Genomic DNA, 19,880 nt, shown 5'->3' with positions numbered 1-19,880 from the left:
GCGAGTTTTCGAGCCCTCGCAGGACTCGTCGGTGAGATTGCTCTGCTCGCGGCAGGTAGACCGCAAAGGCTTGCGTGCGGGCATGCATTTGTCGCTCTATACACCTAGATAGAGGCACAACTTACGAGGGCGTTCAGTTTCGGGTCGCCGAACTGACTCAGGACACAACAATAAAACGCTGAAGGAGAACGCTGGATGGCTGACATCGACGCACGATTGCGCGAGGACGTTCACCTGTTGGGTGAGCTGCTGGGCAACACTATTCGCGATCAGCACGGGGCTGATTTTCTTGAAAAGATCGAGCGTATCCGCAAGAGCGCTAAAGCTGGACGCAAGGGTTCGACGCAAAACACCGAGCAGTTGAGTTCTAACCTGGAGAGCCTGAGTGAAGACGAACTGCTGCCGGTGGCGCGGGCGTTCAACCAGTTCCTCAACCTGGCCAACATCGCTGAGCAATACCAACTGATTCACCGACGCGACGACAGCAAACCACAGCCTTTTGAATCGCGGGTGCTGCCTGAGCTGCTCGAGCGTTTGAAGCAGTCCGGGCAGTCACCTGAAAGCTTGGCCCGGCAATTGGGCAAGCTGGAGATCGAGCTGGTGCTGACTGCGCATCCCACCGAAGTGGCGCGACGCACGCTAATCCAGAAATACGATGCCATTGCCGCCCAGTTGACTGCTCTGGATCATCGCGACCTGAACCGACACGAGCGTGAACAGATTATCGAGCGCCTGCAGCGTCTGATCGCCGAAGCATGGCACACCGAAGAAATCCGTCGCGTTCGTCCCACCCCGGTGGACGAGGCGAAGTGGGGCTTCGCGGTGATCGAGAACTCGCTGTGGCAGGCCATCCCCAATTACCTGCGCAAGGCCGACCATGCGCTGCATGCCGCCACTGGCCTGCATTTACCGCTGGAAGCGGCACCCATCCGTTTCGCTTCATGGATGGGCGGGGACCGCGACGGCAACCCGAACGTCACGGCCGCCGTCACCCGCGAGGTGCTGTTGCTGGCGCGCTGGATGGCCGCCGACTTGTATTTGCGCGATGTCGACCAATTGGCCGCCGAGCTGTCGATGCAACAGGCCAACCCCGCGCTGCTGGCGGTGGCCGGAGAGAGCGCCGAGCCTTATCGCAGCGTTTTGAAACAGCTGCGCGAGCGCCTGCGCGCGACGCGCAACTGGGCCCATGCCTCGCTGAGCGTCACTCAACCTGCGCCGGAAGGTGTGCTTAACAGTAACCGTGAATTGCTTGAGCCTCTGCAATTGTGTTTCCAGTCATTGCACGAGTGCGGCATGGGCGTGATTGCCGACGGCCCGCTGCTCGACTGTCTGCGTCGTGCCGTTACCTTCGGGTTATTTCTGGTCAAGCTCGATGTGCGTCAGGATTCCACCCGCCACAGCGCGGCGATGACCGAGATTACCGACTATCTGGGGCTTGGCCGCTATAACGAGTGGGACGAGCAAGCGCGCATCGAGTTTCTGTTGCGTGAGCTGAGTAACAAGCGGCCGCTGTTGCCTGCGCATTTCCAGCCGGCTGGCGACACCGCCGAAGTGCTGGCGACGTGTCGTGAAGTGGCCGCTGCTCCAGCGGCTTCGCTAGGCTCCTACGTGATCTCCATGGCCGGTGCGGCCTCCGATGTGCTGGCCGTGCAACTGCTGCTCAAGGAAGCCGGTCTGCAGCGGCCCATGCGCGTGGTGCCGCTGTTCGAAACCCTTGCCGACCTGGATAACGCCGGGCCTGTGATCGAACATCTGCTTAGTCTGCCCGGTTATCGCCTGCGCCTTCACGGCCCGCAGGAAGTGATGATCGGTTATTCCGATTCGGCCAAGGACGCGGGCACCACGGCCGCCGCCTGGGCGCAGTATCGGGCCCAGGAAAAACTGGTGGATATCTGCCGCGCACAGCAAGTCGAGCTGCTGTTGTTTCATGGGCGTGGCGGCACTGTAGGGCGTGGCGGTGGACCGGCTCACGCTGCGATCCTGTCGCAGCCACCGGGATCGGTCGCCGGGCGCTTTCGCACCACCGAGCAAGGCGAGATGATCCGCTTCAAGTTCGGTTTACCGGACATCGCCGAACAAAATCTCAACCTCTACCTGGCCGCCGTGCTGGAAGCGACGTTGCAACCGCCACCCCTTCCTGAGCCAGCATGGCGCAAGATGATGGATGAATTGGCGGCAGATGGCGTGAAGGCTTATCGGGCCGTGGTCCGGGACAATCCCGAATTCGTCGACTACTTCCGCCAGGCTACGCCGGAACAGGAGCTGGGGCGGTTGCCGCTGGGCAGTCGTCCTGCCAAGCGCCGTGAGGGCGGTGTCGAGAGTCTGCGGGCGATTCCGTGGATCTTCGCCTGGACTCAGACACGCTTGATGCTACCCGCCTGGCTAGGCTGGGAACGTGCTCTGAACAAGGCGCTGGAGCGAGGCCAGGGTGAGCTGCTCGGGCAGATGCGCGAGCAGTGGCCATTCTTCCGCACGCGCATCGACATGCTCGAAATGGTGCTGGCCAAGGCGGACAGCGACATCGCGCAGCTCTACGACGAGCGTCTGGTCGAGCCTGGGCTGCTGCATTTGGGTGCACATTTGCGCGACCTATTGTCGCAGGCTTGCAACGTGGTGCTCGGCCTGACCGGCCAATCGCAGTTGCTGGCCCATAGCCCCGAGACGCTGGAGTTCATTAGCCTGCGCAATACCTACCTTGATCCTCTTCATCTATTGCAGGCCGAGTTGCTGGCACGTTCACGCAGGCAGGAGACGAGTCTGGACAGTCCTTTGGTACAGGCACTGCTGGTGTCTGTCGCAGGCATTGCCGCGGGTTTGCGTAACACGGGTTGATGCGGGTTTTGCGATGCGGGTAAGGACCATGGTCTTTGCCTCGCAACGCGGGGCTCGTCGGCGGCGCCATCGCTGCCCGGTGTTGCGCCGCGTTCGACGGAAGTATTGATCGATAGCAAGCGACTGGTTTTTAGCGGGTTGCTGCGACTTTTGGCGTCTTGTGCGGCATGAATCGGCTGTGTATCTTGATCAGCCTTTGGCCGTTGGGTCAGTTCATTTTTTACGCGATTGGCCCCATTCAGGCGAATCCGACGAAATCTCTATAAAAATTGAGGAGCACAACAATGCGCGTGATTCTGCTGGGAGCTCCCGGGGCCGGTAAAGGTACTCAGGCTACGTTCATCACCAAGAAGTTCGACATTCCGCAAATCTCCACCGGCGACATGCTGCGCGCAGCGGTCAAGGCCGGCACCGAGCTGGGCTTGAAAGCCAAGAGCGTCATGGACAGTGGCGGTCTGGTTTCCGATGACCTGATTATCGGTCTGATCAAGGATCGCCTGTCGCAACCTGACTGCGCCAATGGTTGCCTGTTCGACGGTTTTCCACGCACCATCCCTCAGGCTGAAGCCTTGAAAAATGCGGGCCTAGCGATCGATTACGTGATCGAGATCAAGGTCGACGACGAAGAGATCGTCAAGCGTATTTCCGGCCGTCGCGTGCATGAAGGTTCGGGGCGCGTTTATCACACTGTCTTCAACCCGCCGAAAGTCGAAGGTGTGGACGATGTGACAGGGGAACCGCTGGTTCAGCGCAAGGATGACGTCGAAGAAACCGTGCGCCATCGCCTGTCGGTCTATCACGCGCAGACCAAGCCGCTGGTCACGTTCTACCAGCAGCTGCAAAGCAAAGACGGCACGCCGAAGTTCCGAAGCATCGAAGGTGTCGGCTCCGTCGAGGACATCACAGCCAAGGTTAACGCAGCACTGGCCTGATCCTCGCGGCGCAGTGAACAACGGCCCGCTTGCGGGTCGTTGTTGTTTATAATGCGCGGCCTTTTAACGCAGCCTCACTCAGCCATTCCTCTTCGCTCAACCGTGGAAACCCCGATGACAACCTTGCTGGCCCTGGATACTGCCACCGAAGCCTGCTCAGTCGCCCTGCTGCACGACGGCAAGGTGCTGACTCACTATGAGGTGATCCCGCGTCTGCATGCGCAGAAACTGTTGCCTATGATCAAGGATTTGCTGGCCGAGGCGGGTATCGGCTTGTCGGCCCTGGACGCCATCGCCTTTGGTCGCGGCCCGGGTGCGTTTACCGGCGTGCGCATTGCCATCGGGGTGGTGCAGGGCCTGGCGTTCGGTCTTGACCGGCCGGTGCTGCCGGTGTCGAACCTGGCGGTCTTGGCGCAACGCGCCCTGCGCGAGAACGGTGTCAGTCAGGTGGCTGCTGCCATCGATGCGCGCATGGATGAGGTGTACTGGGGCTGCTATCGCGAGAGCGCCGGGGAAATGCGACTGGTGGGCGCAGAGGTGGTATTGCCCCCGCAGAATGCTGCATTGCCGGTTGACGCATCGGGGCAGTGGTTTGGCGCCGGTACGGGTTGGGGTTATGCGGATCGCATCGCGGTAAAGCCGTCCGGTCAGGATGCCGCCATGTTGCCCCACGCCCAGGATCTGCTGACCCTCGGCGCCTTCGCCTGGCACCGAGGCGAGGCGATTGTCGCGGACGATGCCCAGCCCGTTTATCTGCGAGACAAGGTGGCCACCCCGAAAGCGCGTTGATCGGTGCGCGATATATGGCTTGCCAGCAGTGAGCCGGCGCCGGCACACCGTGCTGCAGGGCGGTAAAATCCAGCCCTTCTGGACCCGCAATTTGCGACCCGGGTCACAGCGTTCGCTACCGTTCGGCGACAAATATGCATTTTTATGCCGAGGGCTTTAAACAATTGGCAATAAGTGTGGTCTAGTTATCGTTCGCTATATTGCTTTAGTGCAAGGGTGAAACTAGATTGCCATTATAAGACGCCGAGTAAGTATCGATGCGGATCAACGGTCCTTCACAACGTTCGTACCCGATCAAGCGCAAGCCACGCAAAGGCCCCGCGACGATAGACAACGCCTCCGAAGAGGTGATCGACGACGTGGTCGAAGTCGTCGCGCAAACGGCTCGTCGTCCCACCGGCAGCACCGCTAATGTGCCGGCCCGCCAGCAAGACATCATTTTCCCCCGTGCCATGAGCACTCGTGTTGCGCATGCCCTGAGCAGCTATCTGACGACGTCCACCTTTGTCGATTGGGATCTCGAAGTCTCGGGTCTTGACCTGCACGTTTGAATATCACCAATCCCCCTTACTACATCGGTTGCCCATCCTGGAGTGAAAACGCCTGGCGTGATTCGCTGTACCCGCAGGATGCCCGTCCCAGCGATATGCTTGAACTGTATGCCCAGGTGTTCAACGCCGTTGAGGGCAATACCACGTTCTATGCTCGCCCCAAGGACACCACCGTCCTGCGCTGGGCGCAGGTCATGCCCGAGCATTTTCGTTTCACTGCCAAGTTTCCTGGCGACATCAGTCACGCAGGCGATCTGCGCGAGCATCTGAGCGCAGCCCAGGACTTCGTGCAACTGCTTGCCCCTTTGGGCGCCCGCCTGCAGCCGCTGTGGCTGCAATTGCCTGCAAGCTTTACCCCGCGCCGGATTGGCGAGTTGGCCTGCTTTATCGACGCGCTGGAGGGGCAGGCACTGGAAGGACGCGTCCTGGCGGTGGAAGTGCGCAACATGGGCTTCTTCGATAAAGGCGAGGGCGAGCGGATGCTTAATCGCCTGCTGCTGGATCGGGGTGTCGAGCGTATCTGCCTGGATTCGAGGCCGCTGTTCAGTTGCGTGTCCAGCGACCCTGCGGTGCTGCTCGCGCAATCGAAAAAACCAAAAGTCCCGGTTCGCCCTGCAGCGCTCACGCAATTCCCTCAAGTGCGGTTCATCGGGCGCCCGGAGCTGGAGGCCAACGACGGCTTCATCGAGCAATGGGCGCAGAAAGTCGCCGTCTGGATCGAGGAAGGGCGTACCCCTTACGTTTTTCTGCACACGCCGGATAACGTGCTGGCCCCTGAACTTGCACGACGTTTCCACCGCCAGTTGATGACTCTGCTGCCAGGCCTGCCTGAGTTGCCAACCCCTGAACGTGGGCCAGAGGTTGAGCAACTCGGGCTGCTGTGAGGTTGATTAGCTGCAAGCCTGTCTCCTCAGTACGGAAACCCAGCCCCTATGCGCGGTTCGACCTGCTTGCTGCTGTCCCTTTCGGTTTGCGCCGGCCTTGCCGTCTCGGTACGGCAGGGCTGGCTGCCAGTGCCCGGTCGCTGGAATCCGTGGGCACCGTTGGATGTCCGTGAACAGCCAAACCTGCTGACCCCGTTCAAGCTCTGGCGCCTGCAGGATGATCCCGTACTGTGCGACCGGGCATTGCAAACCTCAACGCTGCGCTATGCCCATCAGGCCGATAGCATCGGGCAAGCCAAATGTCCCTTGGCTGACACGGTACGCATCCAGGGCGGCGATGTCGCGCTCAGCAGCAGCTTTCTGTCCACCTGCCCGTTAGCGGTGGCCTACGCGCTGTTCGATATTCACGGGCTGCAACCGGCGGCCCAAGCGGTGTTCGGGCAGAACGTCACGCAGATCGACCACCTGGGCAGCTTTGCCTGCCGCAATGTTTACAACCGCAGCGAGGGACGCCTGAGTCAGCATGCGACGGCCAACGCGCTGGATATCGCAGGGTTTCGCCTGGCAGACGGACGCAGGATTTCCGTAATCAAGGATTGGAAAGATGGAGGGGATAACGGGAAATTTCTGAGGCTGGTCAGGGAGGGCGCCTGTCAGCAATTTCATACCGTGCTCGGCCCTGATTACAACGCGGCGCATCGCAATCATTTCCATGTGGACATGGGCCGTTGGCGGGTGTGTAGGTAGGGGCAGTAACGCACTCTGCAGGCGCGCTTGCCGCAGATGCGATGTGCCTAATGCCCAGCATGTATCAGGCGGCGATACGCAGGTTCTGCAACACGATTGGCCGCGCCCAGCCATTGTCGAATTCCAGATTGCGCTGCTGTTCGGTCATTTCATCAGCGCTGTAAGGCGTGGCGGGTTTGTCGGCCAGGTCCCATTCGAACTCGGCGATTGGCAGGAACAACGGCCGCGGCTGTGGGCCGGGGCCAGGATCGATGCTGTCGTCGTAAGGGTTGAGCACCGTCGGGCGGACCCAGCTGCTGTCGAATTCCAGATTGCGTTGCTGGGCGATCAGTTCGCTGGCGCTGAAGGGCACCGCAGGTTTATCGGCCAGATCCCATTCGAACTCGGCGATTGGCAAAAACAGTGGCTCTGGCGGCGCGATTTCCTTATCGGCGACCGGGCATTCGCGCTGTTCGACGATCTTGCCCAGGGTATTGGCACCGGCGACAGGCTCACCGGTCACGCTGTCTGTCGTGATAGCGGCGCTGTATTTAGCAGCGGTGCCAGCGTTATCGTCTGTCTGCAGAGCCATGGCACGGGCAAACGCATCCTGCCAGAGCTGCGTGACGCCGCTCAGGGTTTGGGTATTGCGTACGCTGTAATCACCTGCGTACGTCAAATAGCCTATCGAGGATGTTTGCTGAATGTCTGACATAAGCGCTCAGTACAAGCCGTGGGTCTGGCAAAATGCCGGATACTTTCGTTATCGGCAGATGTTGCCAATCATTAAAGAATTTAAAAGCGTGGACACAATGAGTGAGCAGCAAGCGGCCAGCCGCATTCGGGTCGAAACCCTGAGCCCTGAAGGCCAGCACGCAGCCGCGCGCTGGGCCGAGCGTCTGGGCCTGCCGCTGGAGGATGCCGAGGCTGATTTTGCCTTGCAAGTGAGCGACGGCGGTCTGCAATTGCAGCAACTGGGCGATGATGTGCCCGGCCCGGTGCGGGTGGATTTCGTTGAAGGCAAGGCGGCCCATCGGCGGCTGTTCGGCGGCGGCAGCGGGCAGATGATCGCCAAGGCGGTCGGCGTTCAGCCCGGGGTTCGTCCGCGGGTACTGGATGCGACGGCGGGCCTGGGCAAGGACGCGTTCGTGCTGGCGAGCCTGGGTTGCGAGATGAGCCTGATCGAACGTCAGCCCATCATCGCCGCCCTGCTTGAAGATGGCCTGGCGCGCGGCGCGCAGGATTTGGACGTGGGCGCGATCATTAGCCAGATGCGCCTGCTGACCGGCAATTCAATCGAACTGCTGCGCACGTGGGAAGGCGAGCCGCCGCAGGTGATCTATCTCGACCCGATGTTTCCCCACCGCGAGAAAACCGCGCTGGTCAAGAAGGAAATGCGCCTGTTTCGGCCCTTGGTGGGCGATGACATGGACGCCCCTGCGCTGCTCGAAGCGGCGTTGGCGCTTGCCACCCACCGCGTGGTGGTCAAACGCCCGCGCAAGGCGCCGAGCATCGAAGGCGTGAAGCCGGGGTATGCGCTGGATGGCAAGTCCAGCCGCTATGACATCTATCCGAAGAAGGCCTTGAAAACCTAGATTCGCAGGTCGCAGGCAATCCTCCAGCAGCAGCGCTTGCCTGCGTTGGCAATTCCAATAACCTCGGCGCTGGCAAGCCGCGCAGCTGCAGGGAGCGATGCTCGTTCATCTGGCTATAGACCGATCGAGCGGCGCCGCCTTTCTACTCACTGAACGGATTCACGGTCTGGCTTCTCTGCCTCGAGGATTTCTCCTATAGTCCCGCCCGCCAGCTCCCGCTGCTCAAGCACTATCCGTGTCAAGGTCGTTTCAGGCGATATAAGCCCATGTCCGAATCTTTCGAAGTTCCCAGCCCTCACGAACACCATGTCGAACACGCGCACACCCCCGGCGACCGATTTGCCGGAAGGATCGCGGTCATGACGGCCATCATGGCCACTGTCGGTGCCTTGCTCAGCTATCAGGCCGGGTCCACCGAGAGTGAGGCGGCGATGGACAAGAACAACGCAGCGATCAAGAAGACCGAAGCGTCCAATCAATGGAATTACTATCAGGCCAAGTCAAGTCGCGAGAACCTTGCGGACCTGGCCAGCCACATTCCCGGTCTGGACGCGGCGCATTACGCCGCTCAGGTGCAGCGTTACAACGTGGACAAGGAAGCCGCCCGGGCCAAGGCTGAGGCGCTTGAGGTTCAGGCGCAGGCGTGGGATGAAAAGTCCGAGCAGGTGCTGCATTCCCATCACCGCTGGGCGCAAGCGATGATGGCCATTCAGATGGCGATTTCCCTGGCCGCGATCACCTTGCTTACCCGAAAGGAATGGCTGCAAAAGGTGTCCATCGGCGCGGGCGGGGTCAGTGTTTTGCTAGGCGTGATGGCATGGTTCAATCTTTGATCGCCTGCAACGAAAAGCCCCGGCGTTGTTGGGCGCCGGGGCTTTTTTCGTTTCGGGTCGAGCGCTTGGTTTACAGCGCGCCAAACACCTTTTTCGCCAGGCTGGTGGCCGCCGCTGCCGGGTTCGCGCGGATGCCTTCTTCCTGTTTGGCGATCATTTCGAACAAGCCGTCGAGGGCTTTTTCGGTCACATAACCTTCGACGTTCGCGTCTTTGGCATCGACCACACCCAGGCTTGCAGCCTGTCCGGCGAAGGCGTTGTACTTCTGCGCCAGGCCGACCTTGTCGGTGGCCTGTTTGACGACTGGCAGGAATTTGGCGCGGATCTGCTCGCGGCTGGTCTTGTCCAGATACTGGGTCGCCGAATCCTTGCCGCCGCTGAGAATGCCCTTGGCATCAGACACGCTCATCTTCTTCACGGCATCCACCAGCAGGGCCTGAGCCTGAGGCACCGCCGCTTCTGCGGCCTGGTTCATGCTGGCCTCCAGCTGATCCACCTGCGCGCCCATGCCGAACTGCTTCATCTTGCTCGCGACTTTACCGAGCTTGCCTGGCAGCTCGATGCGCACGTCCTTGTTATTGCTGAAACCGCCAGGCACGCCCAGTTGCTTGACGGCGATCTGCGCGCCCTGGGTCAGCGCATCCTTGAGGCCACCGGTGGCGTCCGATTGCGACAGGTCACCCAGAGACAAGGCGAAGGCGCTGGCCGAGAGCAGCAGGCCGGCACAGAAGCCGGTGAGCGAGAGGGAGCGAAGCAGCATGGGTTACGTCCTTTTCAAAGCTAAAGAAGATCGGGTGCAGGTGCTTTAACTGGCCGGGTTCAGACGAATCTTGACGGGCGGCGTTTCCTCCAGCGTCAGGTCCACGGTGTAGCGTTCGGTGCTGATCAGCAGCAGCTTGCCGTCGACTTCGATGCGCGCACTGACGGTGTAGGTGTGGCCTTGCTTGACCTGTTTCTGGTCATAGGTCAGATGGAACGGCAGCGGGACCTGGCCCTTGATCGGCCCGCTCTCGCTGGCCAGGGTCTGGGCCGGGGCGTCGGCCAGCGACACATCCTGCAGCGTGACCTTCAACGTCGCGGTAGGCGGCAGCGCCATACGCTGCAGATAAAAGACCTCACCGTCGAGCGTGCCGGGCAGATTGTCCGGGGTGTGGGCACAGGCCGCCAGAACGGTGGTCATCAGGGTCAGTAACAGGTGCTTCATTGTGCGAATCTCCTTGATGCATTGAGGCGTGTTAATCAGACACTCGGGCCTGCATCCAGCACTTCTTCGTTGCGATGCAGCGCGACCTGGCGAATCGACAAGCGAATCTCGGCGGGCAATACCCGTTTGGCCGCGCCTTCGGCCAGCTCGCCCAGCAACGCGTGATAGCCCAGTTTGCCGCTGTCATCCTTGCGCAACACGTCCTGCTCCAGCAGCGTTTGGATGAAGTGGCGGAACAGGCTCTTGTCGAAGAATTCCGGAGCATTCAAGCCGTGCAGTATGGACAAGCGCTGAGCCATGATCGTGCTCAGATCCTCCAGCTCTTCGGCGGTCAGTGTGTGCTGGCCGCTGTTGAGCAGCAGCGAAATCGCCATGTAGAAGCGTTGCAGCGTCTGCGCGATGGCCCGCGACAACAGCGTCAGCAGCACGAAGTGCCGCGAGCTTGGAACGGGGCGCAGGTAGACGTCATTCTCCTGGCGCAACAGCCCTTGTTCGACGAACGCTGCCAGCCATTGATCGACTACCGTGTCGAGCTCCTCCAGCGACCATCGAATGAACAGCTCCGACTGCAGGTACGGGTACAGCGCGCGGACATAACGCAGCACCTGCTCGCGGCTCATGCGTGACGAACTCTGGAAGAAACTCGCTAACAGCGACGGCAACGCAAAGATGTGCAGCACGTTGTTGCGGTAATAGGTCATCAGGACAGCGTTCGGCTCGTCCAGATAGAGGATCTTGCCCAGCGTGTCTTTGAGCTCGGAGAGCAGATCCATGCCTTTGACATGCTCGATCAGCGCCCGGCCATCACCGTCCGGCAGCGTGGTATGCGGCGAATAGGGCACGCTGCGCAGCAAGCTCAGGTAGAGGTCCAGCACACGGGCCAGGGCTTGATCATCCAGTGCATGCTTGTTGGTCGACAACAGCGCCAGCGCCACCAGATTCACCGGATTGACCGCGGCGGCTTCGTTCAGATGACGAGCCACACGCTCGCCCAGCCGGTGAGTGGTCTCGTTAAGCCAGTCAGGCTTGAACACCGGGCCAAGCGTCTGGGTGCGCCAGTCCGGCTGCTCGTGGTCAAGAAATTCGGCGAGCTTGATCGGCTCGCCAAAGTTGACCGAGACCTGACCGAAACGCTGCTTGAGCGCGCCGATGACCTTGAAGATGTCGAAAATCGATTCTTTCTTTTTCGTCGCTCCGCGCAATTCACCCAGGTAAGTGCGGCCTTCCAGCACACGCTCGTAACCGATGTACACCGGGACGAAAACGATCGGCGTGCGCGAGTTGCGCAGATAGCTGCGCATCGTAATGGCGAGCATGCCAGTCTTGGGCTGCAACATGCGCCCGGTACGTGAACGTCCGCCCTCGACGAAGTACTCCACCGGGAAGCCCTTGGTGAACAGGGTATGCAGGTATTCGTTGAAAACAGCGGTGTACAGCGGGTTACCCTTGAACGTGCGGCGCATGAAAAATGCGCCACCACGGCGCAGCAGGCTGCCGATCACCGGCATATTGAGGTTGATGCCGGCAGCGATGTGCGGCGGCGTCAGGCCATTGCGGAAAAGCAGGTACGACAGCAATAGGTAATCGATGTGGCTGCGATGGCACGGTACGTAAATGATCTCGTTGCCCTGGGCGACGTTCTGCACGCCCTCCAGGTGACTGACCTTAATGCCGTCGTAGATCTTGTTCCAGAACCAGCTCAACACCACTTCCAAAAAGCGGATGGCGGTGTAGGTGTAGTCCGAGGCGATTTCGTTACCGTAATGCAGCGCCTTTTCCCGCGCCTTGGACTCTGGAATTTTCTCCCGCGCGGCTTCGTCGAGGATCGCCTGTTTGACCAGGGGATCGGCGAGCAGGCCTTTGACCAGGTTACGTCGGTGCGACAGGTCCGGGCCTATCGTGGCGGTTTTCAGATTGCGGAAATGCACGCGCAGCAGGCGTTGCGCCATGCGCACCGTACGTTCGTAACCTTTGTTCTGGTCCACCAGCTCACGCAGATGGATTGGCGCAGAGAATTGCACGCGGGTCTTGCGCCCGAGAATCAGAATCGTGATCAAGCGCCGCAAACGCCCGGTAACGGCCCAACTGTCGGCGAACAGCAGTTTCCACGGGCTGTCCTCCTTGTCCGGCGACTGCCCCCAGAAGACGCTGACCGGGATGATCTGCGCATCCTCGGCGGCGTTCTGCGTCACCGCGCCCACCAGCCTTTCCAGGGTAGGCGGCGCACCGCGTTTGTCCTGGCGGCCCAGCCAGTCGGGTTCCGGCGTCAGGTAAAAGAATGCGGCAGGCTCTGTCAGGTTGCCCACTGCCACGGACAGCACAGGTCGCGGCAGACCGGCTTTGCGACACTCGGTATCAAGCACCGCCAGATCGCTCAGCGACGGGCTTTGTAGCGCATAAAACACCGGGCGGCTGCGGTCGAGATTAAGGGTGAAGGACGACTGATTGATCGTCTCTGAGCGCACCCATAAATACAGCAGGCGACGCACGGTGCCAAAGACGAGACGGCGAAACGGGGAACGGGTCATACGAATTCTGCGCAAAGGGGCAATGCCCACGAGGCGGCCAGTTTGCCGGATATGGCGGGGATGGGCAAAGTGGCGGGGATTACCGGGCGATGATAAGGCGGCGGACGTGGAGGGGGGGGCTTTTGATCCTGGCCCGAGATGCGTGCGGGGATCGTTTTGATTCTGGCCACAGATGTATACGGGATTGCTTTTGATTCTCGCCAAAGATGCACACGGGATTGCTTTTGACTTGGACCGGAGATGCACGGGGGATCGCTATTGATTCTGGCCGGAGGCCGTAGGAGCGAGGCTTGCCCGCGATCTGCCGGGAACCGGCAGTAGGTCCTGCACTCTCGGTACACCTGACTGAACGAAGCCGGATGGTTTGCTGCCGCTTCGCGCCAGATCGCGGGCAAGCCACGCTCCTACGCCCTGCGGGCAGAAGCGCTGTTTGGTTCTGGCCAAGATGTACGCGGGGATCGCTTTTGATTCTGGCCGGAGGCTATAGGAGCGAGGCTTGCCCGCGATCTGCCGGGAACCGGCAGTAGATACTGCACTCTCGGTACACCTGACCGAACGAAGCCGGATGGTTTTGCTGCTGCTTCGCGCCAGATCGCGGGCAAGCCACGCTCCTACGCCCCGCGGGCAGAAGCGCTGTGCGTGGGACGCCCCCCAAACGTATGTCATCCGGGGGGCCTGGGGCTCACGACGTACGCCAGGTAATCTCTTGCTCACCGTCGGCACTGATACGAATCCAGCGATCAGCGTCTTCGTCGCTCTCTTCCTCGACCCACGTTCCCGGTGCGCAGCGCACTTCCACGTTGAGCGCGGCAAAGGCAGCACGGGCGCAGGCGATATCGTCGTCCCACGGCGTCTTGTCGCTGTCCAGGCACAGGCTGTTCCATTTGCCGACGGCCTTGGGAATCCAGGTCACCGGGATGTCGCCGGCTTTGCACTTCCAGGTCTGGCCCTTCTGCACCCATTCGCTGCACGGGCCGACGTCCACGGTGAGCCAAGCGGTGATGGCCTTGTGATCAACGTCAGCGTCTTTCAGGTAAATCTCGATATCGGGTTGGCGCATGGATGCCTCTGGGTGTGTTCTGGAAAATCCATTCGCGGATTCATTCGTTCTAGGTAGTCGAGCATTCACTGCAAAACGAAATAATCGTAGCGCATGGACACGGTCACCTCGAAAGGCTCCGCCTGTTCGATAACGCTGGCCCGCCGCTCGGCACTGGCGCGCCAGCCGTGGGGTGTCATGGCCAGCAGGTTGGCGCGGGCCTGGCCCTCCACCAGTGTCAGCTTGAATCGCAGGGTTTCGCTGTGTTGCAGGCTCATGCCTTCGGGGACCAGAGCCAGATGCTTGTCATCGGCGTAGTCGCGGACCTCGTCGTAAAGGCGCTGGCGCAGTTCCATCAGATGCTCGTTGGTGGGTCCTACACGCATCAGGCCACCACCGGGCGACAGCAACCGCTTGGCTTCGTCCCAATCCAGCGGACTGAACACGCTGGCGATGAACTGAATGCTGGCGCCCGGCAGCGGCACGCGGGCCATGCTGGCGATCAACCAGGTTAGTTGAGTATTGCGTTTACACGCGCGCTTGACCGCTTCGCGGGAGATATCCAGCGCGTAGCCATCGGCACCCGGCAGCGCATCGGCGATCTGCGTGGTGTAGTAGCCTTCGCCACAACCGATGTCCAGCCAGTGGGCGGGCGCGCGTTCGGCGGCCAACTCAGCCAGACGTTTGGCCACCGGTGCGTAATGCCCGGCGTTAAGAAAGTCTCGCCGCGCCTCGACCATCGCCTGATTATCGCCAGGGTCTCGGCTGTTCTTGTGCTGCACAGGCAGCAGGTTCAGGTAACCCTGACGGGCGCGGTCGAAGCGATGGCCCGCCGGGCACACCACGCCGTTGTCGGCTGAATCAAGCGCGGCTGAGCAAATGGGGCAGGTCAGCATCAGGCGAGCAACCTGACCAGAGTCTGATAGTAGATCTCGGCCAGCACATCGAGATCGCTGGCCAGAATGCGCTCGTTGACCTGATGAATCGTCGCGTTGACCGGCCCCAGCTCGACCACCTGTGTGCCGAGGGTGGCAATGAAGCGGCCGTCCGATGTGCCGCCGCTGGTGGACGCCTTGGTTTCGCGCCCGGTAACGCTTTTGATGCTGGCCGACACCGCATCGAGCAACGCACCCGGTTCGGTCAGGAACGGCAGGCCCGACAGGGCCCATTCCACGTGCCAGTCCAGACCGTGCTTGTCGAGAATATCGGCGACGCGTTTCTGCAGGCCTTCGACGGTGGATTCGGTGGAAAAGCGGAAGTTGAAGACTGCCGTCAGGTCGCCGGGAATCACGTTGGTCGCGCCGGTCCCGGAGTTCAGGTTAGAGATCTGGAAACTGGTCGGTGGGAAAAAAGCATTGCCTGCGTCCCAATGCTCGGCGGCGAGTTCGGCCAGCGCGGGCGCCGCCAGATGGATCGGGTTCTTCGCCAGATGCGGATACGCGACGTGGCCCTGTTTTCCCTTGACCGTCAGGGTAGCGCCGAGGGAGCCGCGACGACCATTCTTGACCACATCGCCCACCAGCGCAGTGCTCGAGGGTTCGCCAACGATGCACCAGTCCAGACGCTCCTTGCGCGCCGCCAGACGCTCGACCACCGCTTTGGTGCCGTGGTGCGCCGGGCCTTCTTCGTCGCTGGTGATCAGGTACGCGACCTTGCCCTTGTGGTTCGGGTAATCAGCGACGAAACGCTCGGTGGCGATGATCATCGACGCCAGACTGCCTTTCATGTCCGCTGCACCACGGCCACAGAGCATGCCGTCTTCATCGATCAGGGCGTCGAACGGATCATTCTGCCAAGCCTGTACGGGACCGGTCGGCACCACATCGGTGTGCCCGGCAAAGCACAGCACCGGACCATCCTCGGTGCCGTGGGTGGCCCAGAAGTTGTCGACGTCTTCGATACGCAGGGGTTCCAGCGCGAACCCGGCATCGCCCAGGCGTTTCATCATCAGCGCCTGACAGTCGGCGTCGAGCGGCGTGACCGATGGACGACGGATCAGGTCGCACGCGAGTTGCAGAGTAGGCGAGAGGTCGGCTGGGGCTGTCATGAAAGGTCCGCGCAGTTGAGTGTAGGGCCGGAAAACGGCAGACATCTTAAAGCAAAACGGCGACCCGAAGGCCGCCGTTTGGTACAGCGCATCATTGTTTCAAGCCGTGGCCGGTTCGGTCTGTGCCTTGGGCTTGGGCAGCGAGGAGAGAAACGCCATGATCAGCGCCGCCAGATACGGCAGCGACTGCACCAGCAGCATGGCGACCCAAAGGCGCATATCGTTGCTCGGCAGGCCTTGCACCAAGCAGATCCCCAGCGCCGCGCCCCACAGCAGCAGCATGATGAACAGCTCCTCGCGTGCTTCGGAAATGGCGACCAGCAGCCCGTGGCTGTCGGCATTTTTCGGCGTACGGAAGAACGGAATGCTGGTAGTGAAGAAACCATACAGCACGGCTTTGGCGATGGTGTGCGAGAGCGCCAGCCCGGCCAGCGCCGCGTAAAAGGCGTCCTTGAGGTTCACGCCCACTGCGCGGCGGTAGAGGAAAATGATCTTGCCCACCTTAAAGAAGAACAGCGCCAGAGGCGGAATTGCGAAGATCAGCAACGGCGGATCGACCCGGTTGGGCACGATGATCATCGCCGCCGACCACAATAGAGCGCCGACGGTGAAGAAAATGTTCATGCCATCGGCGACCCACGGCAGCCAGCCCGCCAGGAAGTGATAGCGCTGGCCGCGCGTCAGCTCCGTGTCTTTACCACGCAGCAGGCTCGCGGTGTGTCGCTTGATGATCTGGATTGCGCCATACGCCCAGCGGAAGCGTTGTTTTTTGAAGTCGATGAAGGTGTCCGGCATCAGGCCCTTGCCGTAGCTGTTGTGGGCGTAGGCGGCCGAATAGCCTTTCTCGAAGACTCGCAGGCCCAGCTCCGCATCCTCACAGATACACCAGTCGGCCCAGCCCAGTTCTTCGAGCACCGAGCGGCGGGTCATGGTCATGGTGCCGTGCTGAATGATCGCGTCACGGTCGTTGCGGGTGACCATGCCGATGTAGAAGAAGCCTTTGTATTCCGAGTAGCAGAGCTTCTTGAACGCGCTTTCGTGCTGGTCGCGATAATCCTGCGGCGACTGCACCACGGCAATTTTCGGGTCAGCGAAATGCGGAACCATGTGCTTGAGCCAGTTGCGATCGACGCAGTAATCCGAATCGATTACCGCGATGACTTCGGCATCCTTTGCCGTATGCGGAATCAGGTAGTTCAGCGCGCCACCCTTGAAACCCGCCAGCGGAGCCACGTGGAAGAACTTGAAGCGCTCGCCGAGCATCTCGCAGTGGGCTTTGACAGGTTCCCACACGGCCGGGTCCTTGGTGTTGTTGTCGATCAGCAACACTTCGAAGTCCGGGTAGTCCAGCGCCGCCAGCGCATTGAGGGTTTGCTTCACCATCTCAGGCGGTTCGTTGTAGCAGGGCACATGCACCGAGACCTTCGGTCTGTAGGCGGTATCCGTATCCACAGGCAGGAATTCGCGGCGACGTTTGTGCGTCCAGACCGCCTCGGCCAGCTCATGCGCTTCGGTCAGCAATACGATAAATACCCCGAGTGCGCCGAGCGCCAGCAAAAATCCTACAAGCAGGCTGAACCAGGTGCTGTATTGCTGGCTGTAGTCGTAGCCGATCCACACCAGTACCGAACCACACAGGAATGCGATGAAGGTCAGGAAGGTCCGACCACGCTGACGCAGGGCCGAGCCGTCGATCAACAGCAGTGCCAGGGAAAGCATCGCCAGGACGGCCGAGCCGATGGCCAATACGCGCCACTGCGGGATGGCAACAACGGGGCCGTCGAAGTTGAATTTCTGCTGGCGCGCGGCGTTGTAGACACCCCAATACGCGCCGACCGAGCCTTCGTCACTGGCTTTCCAGGGCTGGTCGAATGCCTCGATCACAAAGTAGTTAAAGCCCTGACGGTTGAGCTTGTTGACCAGAGTGCGCAGGTAAATGGCCTGATCGGCCTGGGTCGCATCGGCGCCGCCACGCATGTGGCCATTGCTCGGCCAACCGACTTCAGACAGCAGCAAAGGTTTTTTCGGGAACAGGTGCTTAAGTTCCCGGGCACGGTCGAAAACGTACTGCCCGGCTTTGTCCACAGGGATGTATTCCCAGTACGGCAGAATGTGCGCCGCGATCAGGTCCACATGCTTGGCCAGCTCCGGGTATTTCTCCCAGATGTGCCATTGCTCGGAGGTGGTCACCGGCACCTTTACCGCCGCACGCACGCGGTCGAGGATGGCCATCAGTTCCTTGGGCGTGACTTCTTCCCGATAGAGCGCTTCGTTGCCCACCACCACACGCACCACGCTGCGCGTTGTATTGGCCAGTTCGATAGCCGTATTGATCTCCCGCTCGTTACGCGCTTGGTCGGGGCTAATCCAGATACCAAGGGTGACGCGCAGGCCGAATTCCTCGGCCAGTTTCGGAATGTCCTGCTGGCTGCCATCCACCGAATAGATGCGGATGTTGTCAGTGGACTTGCTCATTAATTCCAGGTCCTGACGTATTTCATCGTCAGACGGATACACGCCTTTCTGCGGGTTTTGGCCTAGGCGGAAGGGAGAGTAGGAGAATCCAGAGATGTGTTCGGGCCAATTGGGGGAGGCCACCGGGCGGTTGATCAACGCCCAGAACCCCGTGAACAGCGCGGCAATCGCCACGACGACAACCAGATTAAGACCAAATTTACGCGATGGCATAGCGACTTCAGGTTCCTAGGCGGGAACAGGGGGAACTGATGGACATCAGCCTGCACGAGCTTTGGCATCTGCCAAAGGTTGAAGTTCTGTTCTGAAAAAAATGTAGTCCGTCTCGCGGATACTTGTAGGTTTGCGATCCAGTTTCAGGATCCGTGTCAGCCAACGTGTCGGCGGTGGCGTTGCTGAAAACTATTGCTGTCGATAAGGCATGCAGACCCCGAGACCAATGTGCGGCGCTCGCCGAGTACCCATGCTGAAGTGGTTTTTCGGACCAAACACCCGCAACAGACAGCTGTCCCAATCTCAAGCACGGCCTATAATGCGCGCCGGTTTTTTGGGGTATTGGTCATGAGCACAGAAGATCCACGGTTTGCCGGCGTCGCCCGTCTGTATGGCATCGAGGGCCTGGAACGCCTGCGTGCGGCCCATGTGGCGGTGGTCGGCATCGGTGGCGTGGGCTCATGGGCGGCCGAAGCCATGGCGCGTTGCGGGGTGGGAGAAATTTCCCTGTTCGACCTGGACGATGTCTGCGTCAGCAACAGCAACCGCCAGCTGCATGCCCTGACCAGCACCGTCGGCCGCGCGAAAGTCGAGGTCATGGCCGAACGTTTGCGGGAGATCAATCCTGACTGCGTGGTGCATGCCGTGGCCGATTTCGTGACCCGCGAAACCATGGCCGAGTACATCACGCCGACGATCGACTGCGTGCTGGACTGCATCGACAGCGTCAACGCCAAGGCGGCGCTGATTGCCTGGTGCAAGCGGCGCAAGATCCAGATCATCACCACCGGCGGCGCGGGCGGGCAGATCGACCCGACGCTGATCCAGGTCTGCGACCTGAACCGCACCTTCAACGACCCCTTGGCTTCAAAAGTGCGCTCGACCCTGCGCCGCGACTACGGATTCTCACGCACCGTGACCCGTCACTACAGCGTGCCTTGCGTGTTCTCCACCGAGCAACTGCGCTACCCCAAGCCGGATGGCAGCATCTGCCTGCAGAAAAGCTTTGTCGGTGATGGGGTGAAACTCGACTGCGCCGGCGGTTTCGGCGCGGTCATGATGGTCACGGCGACCTTCGGCATGGTCGCAGCCACCAAGGCGGTAGAAAAGATCGTGGCAGGCGTTCGGCGTCCGGCGGAACGGGTCAAGGCCAAGCAAGCCGCTGACTCATAAGGCGCGCCCGTATCTTCATCCCGTCCGCCTCGATATGTGGCTCGGACCGCTGATCGCGT

General features: G+C 60.8%; 17 protein-coding genes. 9 read left to right on the top strand and 8 right to left on the bottom strand.

Annotation, left to right across the window (positions count from 1 at the left end; translation table 11 throughout):
* Positions 1-195: 195 nt before the first annotated feature.
* The 6 genes from ppc (at position 196) to B3I26_RS10245 (ending at position 6,735) form a co-directional block, all read left to right on the top strand.
* Positions 196-2,832, top strand: a complete 2,637-nt coding sequence (gene ppc, locus B3I26_RS10270; protein WP_296257572.1) for a phosphoenolpyruvate carboxylase — start codon at positions 196-198, stop codon at positions 2,830-2,832.
* A 284-nt stretch (positions 2,833-3,116) separates the two neighbouring features.
* Complete coding sequence (gene adk / locus B3I26_RS10265) at positions 3,117-3,764, top strand: adenylate kinase (protein WP_296257571.1); 648 nt, start codon at positions 3,117-3,119, stop codon at positions 3,762-3,764.
* Positions 3,765-3,878: 114 nt separating this feature from the next.
* Positions 3,879-4,553: a tRNA (adenosine(37)-N6)-threonylcarbamoyltransferase complex dimerization subunit type 1 TsaB gene (gene tsaB, locus B3I26_RS10260; protein WP_296257570.1), complete on the top strand. Its 675-nt coding sequence runs from the start codon at positions 3,879-3,881 to the stop codon at positions 4,551-4,553.
* Between the two features lie 257 nt (positions 4,554-4,810).
* Positions 4,811-5,104, top strand: coding sequence for a hypothetical protein (locus B3I26_RS10255; RefSeq protein ID WP_296257569.1), 294 nt, complete (start codon positions 4,811-4,813; stop codon positions 5,102-5,104).
* A gap of 2 nt (positions 5,105-5,106) precedes the next feature.
* A complete protein-coding gene (locus B3I26_RS10250) occupies positions 5,107-5,988 on the top strand; it encodes a DUF72 domain-containing protein (RefSeq protein WP_296257612.1) in 882 nt (293 codons plus the stop codon).
* A 48-nt stretch (positions 5,989-6,036) separates the two neighbouring features.
* Entirely contained in the window at positions 6,037-6,735 is a 699-nt protein-coding gene (locus B3I26_RS10245; protein WP_296257568.1) for an extensin family protein, read from the top strand.
* A gap of 64 nt (positions 6,736-6,799) precedes the next feature.
* Here B3I26_RS10245 and B3I26_RS10240 read toward each other — a convergent pair whose 3' ends face one another.
* Positions 6,800-7,429: an energy transducer TonB gene (locus tag B3I26_RS10240; RefSeq protein ID WP_296257567.1), complete on the bottom strand. Its 630-nt coding sequence runs from the start codon at positions 7,427-7,429 to the stop codon at positions 6,800-6,802.
* A 97-nt stretch (positions 7,430-7,526) separates the two neighbouring features.
* Here B3I26_RS10240 and B3I26_RS10235 point away from each other — a divergent pair, with 97 nt between their 5' ends.
* Together B3I26_RS10235 and B3I26_RS10230 are read left to right on the top strand one after the other, a co-directional pair.
* Positions 7,527-8,309, top strand: a complete 783-nt coding sequence (locus tag B3I26_RS10235) for a class I SAM-dependent methyltransferase (protein ID WP_296257611.1) — start codon at positions 7,527-7,529, stop codon at positions 8,307-8,309.
* A gap of 266 nt (positions 8,310-8,575) precedes the next feature.
* A complete protein-coding gene (locus B3I26_RS10230) occupies positions 8,576-9,142 on the top strand; it encodes a DUF4337 domain-containing protein (protein WP_296257566.1) in 567 nt (188 codons plus the stop codon).
* 70 nt (positions 9,143-9,212) lie between these two features.
* Here the strand turns inward: B3I26_RS10230 and B3I26_RS10225 are convergent, their stop codons facing one another.
* From B3I26_RS10225 to B3I26_RS10195, 7 genes are all read right to left on the bottom strand, one after another.
* Positions 9,213-9,902 (bottom strand): DUF4197 domain-containing protein, encoded by a 690-nt coding sequence (locus B3I26_RS10225; RefSeq protein WP_296257565.1) that lies wholly within the window; start codon positions 9,900-9,902, stop codon positions 9,213-9,215.
* A gap of 45 nt (positions 9,903-9,947) precedes the next feature.
* Positions 9,948-10,346, bottom strand: coding sequence for a YbaY family lipoprotein (locus B3I26_RS10220; protein WP_296257564.1), 399 nt, complete (start codon positions 10,344-10,346; stop codon positions 9,948-9,950).
* Positions 10,347-10,381: 35 nt separating this feature from the next.
* Positions 10,382-12,874: a glycerol-3-phosphate 1-O-acyltransferase PlsB gene (gene plsB, locus B3I26_RS10215; protein WP_296257563.1), complete on the bottom strand. Its 2,493-nt coding sequence runs from the start codon at positions 12,872-12,874 to the stop codon at positions 10,382-10,384.
* Positions 12,875-13,556: 682 nt separating this feature from the next.
* Positions 13,557-13,934, bottom strand: a complete 378-nt coding sequence (locus tag B3I26_RS10210) for a hypothetical protein (protein WP_296257562.1) — start codon at positions 13,932-13,934, stop codon at positions 13,557-13,559.
* Positions 13,935-13,999: 65 nt separating this feature from the next.
* Positions 14,000-14,809 (bottom strand): putative RNA methyltransferase, encoded by an 810-nt coding sequence (locus tag B3I26_RS10205; protein ID WP_296257561.1) that lies wholly within the window; start codon positions 14,807-14,809, stop codon positions 14,000-14,002.
* Entirely contained in the window at positions 14,809-15,960 is a 1,152-nt protein-coding gene (gene dapE / locus B3I26_RS10200) for a succinyl-diaminopimelate desuccinylase (RefSeq protein ID WP_296257560.1), read from the bottom strand. Before dapE ends, B3I26_RS10205 begins: the two co-directional genes overlap by 1 nt.
* A gap of 99 nt (positions 15,961-16,059) precedes the next feature.
* Positions 16,060-18,648 carry a glycosyltransferase family 2 protein gene (locus B3I26_RS10195; protein ID WP_296257559.1) on the bottom strand — a complete coding sequence of 863 codons (2,589 nt, stop codon included), beginning with the start codon at positions 18,646-18,648 and terminating at the stop codon, positions 16,060-16,062.
* 348 nt (positions 18,649-18,996) lie between these two features.
* Here B3I26_RS10195 and tcdA point away from each other — a divergent pair, with 348 nt between their 5' ends.
* A complete protein-coding gene (tcdA, locus tag B3I26_RS10190) occupies positions 18,997-19,821 on the top strand; it encodes a tRNA cyclic N6-threonylcarbamoyladenosine(37) synthase TcdA (protein WP_296257558.1) in 825 nt (274 codons plus the stop codon).
* Positions 19,822-19,880 lie beyond the last annotated feature (59 nt).

Origin of the sequence: Pseudomonas sp. UBA5706, assembly GCF_002419965.1 — a bacterium.
Taxonomy (GTDB): domain Bacteria; phylum Pseudomonadota; class Gammaproteobacteria; order Pseudomonadales; family Pseudomonadaceae; genus Aquipseudomonas.
The sequence above is the reverse complement of the archived record's forward strand: the minus strand, read 5'-3'. Positions and strand labels throughout refer to the sequence as shown.